The organism is Thiohalorhabdus sp. (genome assembly GCF_046545655.1).
Classification (GTDB): Bacteria; Pseudomonadota; Gammaproteobacteria; order Thiohalorhabdales; family Thiohalorhabdaceae; genus Thiohalorhabdus.
Genome location: NZ_JBKGZG010000034.1, coordinates 17,018 through 27,530 on the forward strand (window position 1 = coordinate 17,018; position 10,513 = coordinate 27,530).

Below are 10,513 nucleotides of genomic sequence, written 5' to 3' on the forward strand. Positions count from 1 at the left end.
ATGACCAAATCCGATCTGATCGATCGTGTGTGCGAGCGACTGGACTACCTCACCCGCAAGGACGCCGAGGTGGCCGTTAATACCCTTTTTGACTATCTTAGTGAGCAGATCGCGGCCGATCGCCGGATCGAGCTGCGGGGCTTCGGCAGCTTCGGAACCAAGAGCCGGGCCGCCCGGCGGGGCCGAAACCCCAAGACCGGGGAGACCGTGGACGTGCCCCCCAAGCGGGTGCCCTACTTCCGGGCCGGGAAAAGCCTCCGGGAGGAGGTGGACCAGGGCTGAGGCCCGCCCGGGCCGGGTGGCCGCCGCCAGGATGCCCGCTGGGGAATCCACCCGGAAAGTGGCATTCTCCGGCGCTCCACCGTTTGTTTCCGGGTTCCCTTCCGGGTGAACCCGGGGTGGCCGGCTACGTTCTCCATCCGGCGCCCGCGAGCGCCCCGCCCCTTGAATGCCTTGGATTGTCCCGGCTGCAGCCCGCGTTGGAACAGGAGGATTCGTGAAACGCACCCTGAGCGCCTTGCTTTTCCTGGTTGTCTTCCTGATCGGGGTAAGCTTCGCCCTGAAGAACCCGCAAGGGGTGGAGATCCATTACTATTTCGGGATCCACCTGGGGCCGTTTCCCGTCAGCCTGGTGATGATCGTCATGCTTCTCATCGGGGTCCTCCTCGGGGGCCTGGTGGCGAGCTTCCCCTTGCTCAGCCGGCACCGCGAGGTCCGGCGCATCCGCCGCCGCATGGAGGACATGGAACAGGAGCTGGGCCGGCTGCGGAAGCTGCCGCTCAAGGACGAGCCCTGACATGCCCGAGCTCTGGACCGGCGGGCTGCTCCTGGCTTTCGCCGCCGGGGCCGGATACCTCTGGGGGCGCTGGCGGTCGGTGGAGCCCCCGGCCAGCGGCCGCCAGGACGGGAGCTCCCCCTCCTACTTCCAGGGTCTGTACCACCTGCTCAACGAGCAGCCCGAGCAGGCCATCGAGGCCTTCCTCAACGTGGCCCGGGTGGAGCCCGAAACCGTGGACGCCCATCTGGCACTGGGGAACCTGTTCCGGCGCCGGGGAGAGGTGGACCGGGCCCTGCGCATCCACCAGAACCTGATCGCGCGTCCCAATCTCGCCCGGGACCAGCGGGATCACGCGATGTACCAGCTGGGGCTGGACTACCAGAAGGCCGGGCTGCTCGATCGCGCCCGCCAGGTGTTCTCCGAGCTGGTGGAGCGGAACCGCCAATACGCCCCGGCGGTGCAGGCCCTGGTGGAGATCACCGAGCAGGAGCGGGAGTGGCCGGAGGCCCTGGAGTGGCGCAAGCAGCTGGCCCGTATCCGGGGTCACGGCGACCCGGTGGCCGAAAGCCTCATTCATTGCGAGATGGCGGCCGAGGCGCTGGCCCGGAACGACCTCTCCCGCGCCCAGCAGGCCATCCGCCGCGCCTATGCCGTGGACAGCACCTGCGTCCGGGCGAGCACCCTGGCGGGGCAGCTGCACAGCCTGAAGGGCAACGACCGCAAGGCCGTGCGCGAGTGGGAGCGCATCGTGCGGCAGCAGCCGCAGCATCTGGTGCTCGTGCTCGACGACCTGGTGGCGGCCTATCACCGGCTGGGTGAGCCCGGGGCGCTGCGGGAATTCCTACGCGATACCCTGGAGTCCGCCGGGCACCCCTCGCTGTTCGCCGCCCTGACCGTCCATCTCGCCCGCGAGGTGGGTGCGGAGGAGGCCCTGCGGTATGTGACCGAGGGGTTGGCCCGCCATCCCGACAGCGCGGAGCTGGTGAGCTCCTACGTGGGCATGTGGAAGGACCTGCGGGAGGGCGGCGAGGAATGCCGTCCGGTCCTGGAGGTGGTGGAGCCCTATCTGGAGCGCGCCCGGGTGCGGCAGTCGCGCTTTGTCTGCACCGATTGCGGCTTCAAGAGCGCCTACCTGCAGTGGAAGTGTCCCCAGTGCCGGAAGTGGGGCACCCTGGAGCTGCAGGCCGCCTGATCGCGCCTTCCGTTTTTCCTTTTCCGGGCTGGACCTTCCCCCTCGGGGTCCCCGCGGGGGGAGGCTTCGTCCCCCGGGCCGGGGGCCCGGAACCGATTCTCGGGGCAGGGTAGAGGACCGCCATGTGGAGCGACCGCGTCATCACGGCCCTGGACGCGCCGGACTGGGCCCGGGCCCAAGAGATCCTGGATCGACTGCCGGAGGAAAATCGCCGGGTGAAGGTGGGCAAGCAGCTCTTCACCCGCTCCGGGCCTCGGGTGGTGGAAGAGCTGCGCGAGCGGGGTCGGGAGGTCTTCCTCGATCTCAAATACCACGATATCCCCAATACGGTCGCCGGGGCGGTCCGGGCCGCGGCCGAGATCGGCGCATGGATGGTCAATGTGCACGCCAGCGGTGGGCCCCGCATGCTGGAGGCTGCCCGGGAGGCGGTGGAGGGACCGGAGGATCGGCCCTGGCTCATCGCGGTCACGGTCCTGACCAGCATGGATGCCGGGGAGCTGCGGGCGGTCGGTGTGGAGGGGGATCCCGAGGCCCAGGTGCTCCGCCTGGCGCGTCTGGCGCGGGAGGCCGGGCTGGACGGGGTGGTGGCCAGCCCCGTGGAGGTTCCCCTGCTGCGGGAGGAGCTCGGTCCGGACTTCCTTCTGGTCACCCCCGGAGTACGTCCGGCCGGGGCGGAGGCGGACGACCAGCGGCGGGCCGCCACGCCGGGACGGACGGTTGCCGACGGGGCCGACTACCTGGTGGTGGGCCGGCCGCTGACCCGGGCCGAGGATCCCGCCCGCGCCTGGAGCACCCTGATCGCCGAGATGGACGCCGTCGCCGGCAGTACCTGACCCGACCAACCCAAAGGAGAACCTCGCACGCCATGGAAGCCCAATCCCCGGAAGCGTTCCTGGACCTCTACCGCGAGAGCGGGGCCCTGCTGGAGGGCCATTTCCAGCTCTCCTCCGGCCTCCACAGCAACCGCTACCTGCAATCCGCCCTGGTCCTGCAGGATCCCCGCAAGGCGGAGACCCTGTGCCGGGCGCTTGCGCAGCGTCTGCCGGCGGGGATCCAGTACGTGGTGGGGCCGGCCCTTGGCGGGGTGGTGGTGGCCTACGAGCTGGCCCGGGCCCTGGGGGCCTACGGCCAGTTCACGGAGCGCAAGGAGGGCACCATGCAGCTCCGGCGCGGCTTCCGGCTCCCGGCGGGGGCCCGGGTCTTTATCATGGACGACATCCTCACCACGGGAACTTCCATCCGGGAGTGCCACGACGCGCTGAAGGACATGGACATCGACATCGTCGGCTGCGGCTGCCTCGTGGACCGCTCCGACGGGCAGGCCGATGTGGCGGGGCTGCCTCTGTACGCCCTCGTCGGGCTGGAGGTCCAGGCCTGGGATCCCGCCGATTGCCCCCTGTGCGCCGAGGGCCTGCCTCTGGAGAAGCCGGGCAGCCGCGGAGCTTAGGCGCGCTCAGACCGGGTCGGCCAGGGCGGCGACTACCGCTGTCCATGCCTCGGCGAGGTTCTCGCGGTTGTATCCCCCTCCGCCAAGGGCCAGCAGGCCCCCGCGGCATCCCGCGGCGCGCTCCTGCAGGCGGGCGGCGGCTCGGGCATGGGTGGCCGGGGAAAAGGCCAGGTTGGCGAGGGGGTCCCCGGCCAGGCTGTCTGCACCGCACTGAAGGATGATGAATTCCGGCCGGGCCCGGTCCAGGTGGGCCTCCACCTCCTCCCAGGCGGCGTGGAAGTCCCTTTCGTCCGCTCCCGGTGGCTGGGGGAGGTTCAGCTTGGTGCCCTCCGCTTCGCCTTTTCCCCGCTCCTCCGCACCTCCGGTTCCGGGGAACAGGGTGCGGCCGTCCTGGTGGATATCGGCGATCCACACGGCCGGATCCGCTTCGAGCTCGTAGAACACGCCGTCGCCGTGGTGGGCGTCGATGTCCACGTAGGCGATCCGCTCCAGCCCGTGGTCCCGCTTCAGGGTCTCGATCACCACCCCGCAATCGTTAAACACGCAGAACCCCGACGCCCGGTCGCGGCGGGCGTGGTGCAGCCCGCCAATGGGCAGGAAAACGGCGGCGCAGTCCCCCCGCAGAAGGCGCTCCGCTCCGTCCACCGCGCTACCCACCACCGTTGAACCCGCCTCGAAGATCCCCGGCTCCGCCGGGGTGTCCCCCAGGTCCAGAAAGCCCCCGCCGCGCTCCGAAAGGGTCCGGACCCGCTCCACGTATTCCGGAACGTGGAAGCGCTCCAAAAGGTCCCGATCGGCACTGACCGGGGTGCATACTCGGACCCGGTCCTCCAGTCCCTTCTGCGCCGCGCGGCGCCGAAAGGCCTCCATGCGGTCGCGTCCGAAGGGATGGCCGCCGCCGAATCCATAGGCCCCCAAAGCGGCGCCCAGGTAGATGCAGGTTGGCCCTCTTTGCATCGCGCCCATGCTCCTGCCTCCCCCTTCTCCGGTGGGTCCGGCCCAGTTTCCCACCCGTCCCCCGAGTTTGGCCAATACCGGCAATCAGGGAAAGAACCAATAGCGGACAGTAAAAATTTATGAAAACCTTTTAATATTGTCTTTCTTTTAAATAGCAAAAGGGTTTTTGGGTTTGACAGGATAAATTATTGGTGGCGAACTGAAATTAAGAGAGGGCCTTGACCTGGATCAAGGCGCATTGGAAGGAGGGTGCTTTGAAGATCAAAGAGGTTCTCAATGTTCCAGGGGTCCTGGGGGTGGTTACCTTTTCCCCCAAGGGGGAGCTGAATGACTACAAGGGGGATATCTCAGAGGATCAGGCACGGATGGCGGCCCACATGTGCTTTTCGAACTCCTCCCTCATGCAGATGCAGGGGCGGCTCTTTGCCGACTACTCGCGGCAGCCGGAGTGGAAGAACTTCGAGGGCTGGGCCATGTTCGGGCCGGAGCTCGGCGTCTACGTCAAGGGCAACACCGCCTGCTTCCTGAACCGGGAGGAGGCCTCCCTCAATCAGGTCTCGGAGGCCGTGGACAGCGTCGCCCGTCCCCTGAAGGCCTGAGGCGCTCTCCCGAAAAAGAAATCACAAAGGGGTATCGCAATGACCAAACTGGACGAGTTGATGGAGCTTCCGGGGGCGGTCGCCGCCATCCAGTTCGACAACCAGGGCGAGGTCAGGGACTTTCGGGGCGACCTGACTGATGACCTGGCCGCCATGGCGGCCCAGATGTGTGCGGCCAATATGGGGATCTTCCGGATGCAGGCCGACGGCTGGGGACGTCTCACCGGGCAAAGGGGCTTCTACCCCGAGCGGGGCTTCGCCTTCATGGGCCTGGATTTCGCCGTGGCCTCCTACGGGGACCAGGCGGTTTTCCTGCGGAAACGGGATGCCGATTATGACCGGGCCTTCCAGGTCATGGGTGGCTGATTGCCGAACGTACCGATCCGGAAGGAGGTCAGGCTATGGCGAGCCTTGACGAGCTTATGCAGATAAAGGGGACGATTGCGGCGGTCCGCTTCCGGGAGGATGGATCCATGGCCGAGCAGGTCGGGGATATCTCCTCCGCGCATGCGGATCTCGCTTCGGACATGTGCAACGCCACCAACCAGCTCATGCAGCAGGAAGCGGATCTGTTCGCCGCGTATTCGGGGATGCGGGGGTGGACGCCACCGGAAGGCTGGGCCATGCACGGCGATGAGTACAGCATCTGGGCCCTGGGCGAGGTCGCCTGCATCGTACGCAATACGGAGGTGTCCTACAACGAGCTCTACCGGGTCCTGAACCACTTGGCTCACTACTGACCCGATAGCCGCCTGCCCGGCCGGGGCCCATACCGGACCCCGGCCGGGCTCTTCCCCCACGATGGTTTCTTCCGCCCGCGGGGATTCAGCCCCTTTCCCGGACCCGGCCCGGGACGCCCGGGCTAGGGTGAGGGCAGGGCGGCGGGATCCCCTCGGCTCTTCCGGTACCGGCCCTCGGAGAACAGGTCAGCCACCCGCCGCGCCGGCGGGTAGTTGTTCAGCTCGTACAGCGGGGTAGGGGTGTCGGTGTGGGCCTGCTCCACCGTTTCCACCATGCGCTCCAGCAGCACCTCCCCTTCGGGGTCCAGCAGGCGGACATGCAGGCTCAGGGTCAGGTAGAAGCTGATGTCCGGCTCGGCCGAGCCCACATCCCACTGGTGGCTTTCCAGGTGGCAGCCGAGTATGGAAACCTCCAGGGTGCCGCCGCCAGCGGGCTCCCCGGCTTCCGGAGGCACCAGGTCCACGGGGGCCAGGCGCTTCCGGAGCAGGCCAGCCAGGTGGTCCTGGAGCTGCTCCGGGGCGCGATCGCAGGTGTCCCGTGCGTGGTCTGCGGGAGGCGGACCCTGGAGGGTCACCGGCTTGAGCCTCAGCCGTTCCATGGGCAGGGGGGTCCAGGCCTCCTCCTCCCGGAGGGGGCCGCAGGCGGCGAGGATCAGGAAGGTGGCGGCGGCCGCTAGAGGGAGGGTGGGGCGCATGGAGGAGTCTCCCGGTTCAGGGGTCCTTTCCATCCACCCTAGCAAAGGCGCCGCACCGCCGGCCCGGCCCGGGGTTTCGACCGGGCCGGTTACCGGGTCGGGCTCCCGGCGGCCACCAGGGCGGGGTCCAGGCTGCAGCCGTGCAGGTTGATCCGCCAGTCCAGGTGGGCCCCGGTGGCCCGCCCCGAGGCCCCCACCCGGGCGATAAGATCCCCCTGTTCGACCCGCTCGCCTTCCTCCACGAGGAGCTCCCCCAGGTGCAGGTAGGAGGAGCTCAGCCCGTGGCCGTGGTCGAGGATGAGGGTGCCCCCGGAGAAGAACAGGCCCTTCTCGGCCAGACGCACCTGCCCCGGGGCGGGGGCCCGGACCAGGGTGCCAGCGGGGGCGGCGATATCCACGCCGGTGTGCGGCTTGCGGGGCTTCCCGTTGAGGATCCGCTGCGAGCCGTAGACCGAGGAGATGGGGCCGTGCACGGGCCAGCGGAAGTCGGCATGGAAATGGGGGTAGGGCGTTTCCAGGCTCCGGGCCTCCTGGACCATGGCCTGGTCCAGGAGGATCCTGGGCAGGTGCTCCTCCATAGGGGTGACTTTGTGCTCGGGAAGGTCGTCCAGGCGCTGGGTATCGTACGTACGCTGCTCCACGGGGAGGTTTGCCGTGTCCCGGGTGCCTTCCGGGCTGATCAGGGTGAGCCGTGCCTTTCTGGGGGCATCCCGGCCGAACCCCAGCAGGAACGCTCCCTCCTCCGAGACCCGGATGGGGCGCCCCCGGAAGCGGACCTCCGTCCCGGGAGTCGTCTTTCCCACCACCAGACCCCCTTGCTGAAAGGACCCCTTGAGCTGCAGGGGAGACGGGCTGCCGGCAGCCTGGGGAAACACCAGAAGGGCCCCCAGGCCCAATAGCCAGGAACAGGTTTTTGGGGCCACCTTCTTGTCCTCCCACCGGATATTCACAGGGTGCATGCGCCCGTCCGGGAAACGAGGCACACCCGGAACGATTTTCGACCCCCGGACGGCGGATCCGGTTGGGGGTATGTGGCTGCCCCCAATCCTGACACCCCCCCTTTCCCTCCCCGCGCCGGAGCTCTTCCGGCTCGGCGGGGTGCTCCCGCCGGTTGCGGGGTAGCGGAAATATAAACCAATGGCGGCAGGTTCTGCCAAGAAGAAGGGCCCTCCCAGCGGTGCATGCTCCGTCCCCCGCCTTCGTGCTTACTATGGGAGGGACCGGAACCTATTGCACCACCGAGGGAAGGGACCCATGAAGACCGTCCACGAATTTCCCCGCCCTGTTCGTGAGCTGGAGAACGTCTGGGTCCCCCTGCCCGACGGGACCCGGCTGGCCGCCCGCGTATGGCTCCCGGAGGACGCGGAAGAGCACCCCGTGCCGGCCATCCTGGAATACATCCCGTACCGGAAGCGGGATATGACCCGGGATCGGGACGACCAGAACCATCCCTATTTCGCCGGGCACGGGTACGCCGCGGTCCGGGTGGACCTGCGCGGCTCCGGGGATTCGGACGGGGTCCTGGAGGACGAGTACCTCCAGCAGGAGCTGGATGACGGCGTGGAGGTGATCCGGTGGCTGGCGGAGGAGCCCTGGTGCGACGGCAACGTGGGTATGATCGGGATCTCCTGGGGCGGCTTCAACGGGCTGCAGGTGGCCGCGCTCCAGCCCCCGGAGCTGAAGGCCATCATCACGGTCTGCTCCACCGATGACCGGTACGCCGACGATGTCCACCACATGGGCGGGTGCCTGCTCGGCGACAATCTTTCCTGGGCCTCCGTGATGTTCGCCTACAACTCCTGTCCCCCCGATCCGGCCATCGTTGGGGAGCGCTGGCGGGACATGTGGCTCAAGCGCCTGGAAGGTTCCGGACTGTGGCTCGAGAAATGGCTCCGCCACCAGAACCGGGACGACTACTGGCAGCACGGCTCCATCTGCGAGGACTACTCGCGGGTGCAGTGCCCGGTCTACGCGGTGAGCGGCTGGGCCGACGGCTACACGAACGCGGTGTTCCGCATGCTGGCCAACCTCGAAGTGCCCCGGAAGGGCCTGATCGGGCCCTGGAGCCACAAGTATCCCCACCTCGGCAAGCCCGGTCCCGCCATCGGATTCCTCCAGGAGGCCCTGCGCTGGTGGGACCACTGGCTCAAGGGGGAGGACACGGGGATCATGGACGAGCCCATGCTCCGGGTTTGGATGCAGGACTCCGTGCCCCCCACCACCATGTACAAGTTCCGTCCGGGCCGGTGGGTGGGGGAGGAAGTCTGGCCTTCGCCCAGCATCGAGACGAGGCGGATGGCTCTTGCCCCCAGGAAGCTCGAGGAGCCAGGGACTTCCGTGGCCGACCAGCCCATGGGCATCCGGTCGCCGCTGTCTGTGGGGCTATTCGCCGGGAAGTGGTGCTCCTACACGGCTCCGCCGGATCTGCCCCACGACCAGCGGGAGGAGGACGGGGGCGCCCTCATCTTCGACTCCGATCCCCTCCCGGAGGACCTGGAGATCCTGGGGGCGCCCGTGGTCGAGCTGGACCTGCAGGCGGACCGTCCCGTGGGGATGGTGGCCGTCCGGCTGTCGGATGTGGCCCCGGACGGCAAGGCGACCCGCAACACCTACGGCCTGCTCAACCTCACCCACCGCGACAGCCACGAGCATCCCACCCCGCTGGAGCCGGGGAAGCGGTACCGGGTCCGCATCCAGCTCAACGACATCGCGCAATCCTTTCCCGCGGGGCACCGCCTACGTGTCTCCATATCCACCTCCTACTGGCCCCTGGCCTGGCCGCCGCCGGAGCCGGTCCAGCTGACCGTCCATGCGGGGACCTCCTTCTTCGAGCTGCCCGTGCGCGCCCCGCAGGAGCTGGACGGGCGCCTGCGGGCCTTCGAGGAACCAGAAGCTGCCTCTTCCACCGAGATGACCCTCATTGAGCCGGAGGAGCACCGCTGGACGGTGGTCCGCGACCTCGCCGAGGATGTCTCCACCCTGGAGGTGATCAACGACGAGGGCACCTACCGTCTGGAGCCCACCGGGACCGAGATCCAGCGCCGGACGAACGAGTGGTACACCTACGAGGACGACGATTTCGGCTCCCCGCGGGGGGAGACCTTTTGCATACGGGGGTTCCGGCGCGGGGACTGGGCGGTAAAGACCCATACCCGCACTGTCCTGACCTGTGACCGGGAGAACTTCCATATCCGCGCCGAGCTGGACGCCTACGAAGGGGACACCCGGGTCTTTTCGAAGAACTGGAATACTTCCATTCCCAGGAATCTTGTCTAACCCATTTACAGGAAGGAATATGTATGTCCACTGTAAATAAAGACGACGTGGCCGGGACATCCGGACCCCTGGGAGACAAAGTTATGAAGTATTTATTCGATAAGGAATCCGGTATGCGTAGGGAAACCGAGAACGAGTCCACCGGCGGGAGCGCTACCACCCAGAGCGGCGGCCGGGGACGTGGACGGCGGGTCCAGCGGTGCACCTTCACCCTGCCCAACAACGACGAGGCCCTCATCGCAGACATTCAGCAGCTGGCCGACCGCATGGGCCTGCGGACACCCACCCGCAGCGAGGTGGTGCGGGCCGCGCTCAAGAACCTGGGGTGGTCCAACGAGCGCAAGTTCCGCGAGGCCTTCGAGAGCCTGGAGCGCGTGAAGACGGGGCGGCCGCCCAGGGAACGGCAGAACTGAACCGGTAGCCCCGTTTCGGCCAACCGCCTCCCGGCCCAGGCTCTCCCCCTCCCAGGCGGGGCGTGCGCCACAACTTGTCCCCGGACCGGTCTCCGGAGATGGGCGCTCGCGCGACCTCCGGGCACGGAAGGGCTCCGGGCGGCCCGAGCCCCCGGATGCCGTGCGGGAACCTCGAGGCCGCCAGAGGCACTAAGAGGGGATTGCGCGTTCGGGCGGATGGACGAAGGGACCCGCCGGCGGGTAGCGGCCTCGTTTGACACAGTAAGGGGAATTCGCTACATTTGCGCATCTCGCTTCCCCGGTAGCTCAGTTGGTAGAGCAGGTGACTGTTAATCACCCTGTCGCTGGTTCGAGTCCGGCCCGGGGAGCCATAGGATGACGAAGGCCCCAGCGGAACATGCCGCAGGGGCCTTTTT

At 67.8% G+C, this 10,513-nt stretch carries 13 protein-coding genes and 1 tRNA gene; 11 read left to right on the forward strand and 3 right to left on the reverse strand.

Annotated elements, in window-relative coordinates; translation table 11 throughout:
- From ACLFRB_RS08675 to pyrE, 5 genes are all read left to right on the forward strand, one after another.
- Positions 1-282 (forward strand): integration host factor subunit beta, encoded by a 282-nt coding sequence (locus ACLFRB_RS08675; protein WP_411068615.1) that lies wholly within the window; start codon positions 1-3, stop codon positions 280-282.
- Positions 283-496: 214 nt separating this feature from the next.
- Positions 497-796, forward strand: coding sequence for a lipopolysaccharide assembly protein LapA domain-containing protein (locus ACLFRB_RS08680; protein WP_411068616.1), 300 nt, complete (start codon positions 497-499; stop codon positions 794-796).
- Position 797: 1 nt separating this feature from the next.
- Positions 798-1,970: a lipopolysaccharide assembly protein LapB gene (gene lapB / locus ACLFRB_RS08685; protein ID WP_411068617.1), complete on the forward strand. Its 1,173-nt coding sequence runs from the start codon at positions 798-800 to the stop codon at positions 1,968-1,970.
- A 122-nt stretch (positions 1,971-2,092) separates the two neighbouring features.
- Entirely contained in the window at positions 2,093-2,803 is a 711-nt protein-coding gene (gene pyrF / locus ACLFRB_RS08690; protein ID WP_411068618.1) for an orotidine-5'-phosphate decarboxylase, read from the forward strand.
- Between the two features lie 32 nt (positions 2,804-2,835).
- On the forward strand, positions 2,836-3,417 hold the full coding sequence (gene pyrE / locus ACLFRB_RS08695; RefSeq protein WP_411068619.1) for an orotate phosphoribosyltransferase: 582 nt from the start codon (positions 2,836-2,838) through the stop codon (positions 3,415-3,417).
- Between the two features lie 6 nt (positions 3,418-3,423).
- Here the strand turns inward: pyrE and ACLFRB_RS08700 are convergent, their stop codons facing one another.
- Positions 3,424-4,374, reverse strand: a complete 951-nt coding sequence (locus ACLFRB_RS08700) for an acetoin utilization protein AcuC (protein ID WP_411068620.1) — start codon at positions 4,372-4,374, stop codon at positions 3,424-3,426.
- Positions 4,375-4,628: 254 nt separating this feature from the next.
- Here ACLFRB_RS08700 and ACLFRB_RS08705 point away from each other — a divergent pair, with 254 nt between their 5' ends.
- From ACLFRB_RS08705 to ACLFRB_RS08715, 3 genes are read left to right on the forward strand one after another with little or no spacing between them, the layout of a single operon-like run.
- The gene (locus ACLFRB_RS08705; RefSeq protein ID WP_411068621.1) at positions 4,629-4,973 is read left to right on the forward strand and encodes a DUF2173 family protein; all 345 of its coding nucleotides are present in this window, start codon (positions 4,629-4,631) and stop codon (positions 4,971-4,973) included.
- A 39-nt stretch (positions 4,974-5,012) separates the two neighbouring features.
- Entirely contained in the window at positions 5,013-5,339 is a 327-nt protein-coding gene (locus tag ACLFRB_RS08710) for a DUF2173 family protein (RefSeq protein WP_411068622.1), read from the forward strand.
- Between the two features lie 56 nt (positions 5,340-5,395).
- Complete coding sequence (locus tag ACLFRB_RS08715) at positions 5,396-5,713, forward strand: DUF2173 family protein (RefSeq protein ID WP_411068627.1); 318 nt, start codon at positions 5,396-5,398, stop codon at positions 5,711-5,713.
- A gap of 122 nt (positions 5,714-5,835) precedes the next feature.
- Here the strand turns inward: ACLFRB_RS08715 and ACLFRB_RS08720 are convergent, their stop codons facing one another.
- Entirely contained in the window at positions 5,836-6,408 is a 573-nt protein-coding gene (locus tag ACLFRB_RS08720; RefSeq protein ID WP_411068623.1) for a hypothetical protein, read from the reverse strand.
- Positions 6,409-6,497: 89 nt separating this feature from the next.
- Entirely contained in the window at positions 6,498-7,367 is an 870-nt protein-coding gene (locus ACLFRB_RS08725; protein ID WP_411068624.1) for a M23 family metallopeptidase, read from the reverse strand.
- Between the two features lie 295 nt (positions 7,368-7,662).
- Between ACLFRB_RS08725 and ACLFRB_RS08730 the strand changes: the two genes are divergently transcribed.
- The 3 genes from ACLFRB_RS08730 (at position 7,663) to ACLFRB_RS08740 (ending at position 10,468) form a co-directional block, all read left to right on the forward strand.
- A complete protein-coding gene (locus ACLFRB_RS08730) occupies positions 7,663-9,684 on the forward strand; it encodes a CocE/NonD family hydrolase (protein WP_411068625.1) in 2,022 nt (673 codons plus the stop codon).
- A gap of 113 nt (positions 9,685-9,797) precedes the next feature.
- Entirely contained in the window at positions 9,798-10,097 is a 300-nt protein-coding gene (locus ACLFRB_RS08735) for a hypothetical protein (protein WP_411068626.1), read from the forward strand.
- 295 nt (positions 10,098-10,392) lie between these two features.
- Positions 10,393-10,468, forward strand: a tRNA-Asn gene (locus ACLFRB_RS08740).
- The last annotated feature ends 45 nt before the right edge of the window (positions 10,469-10,513 follow it).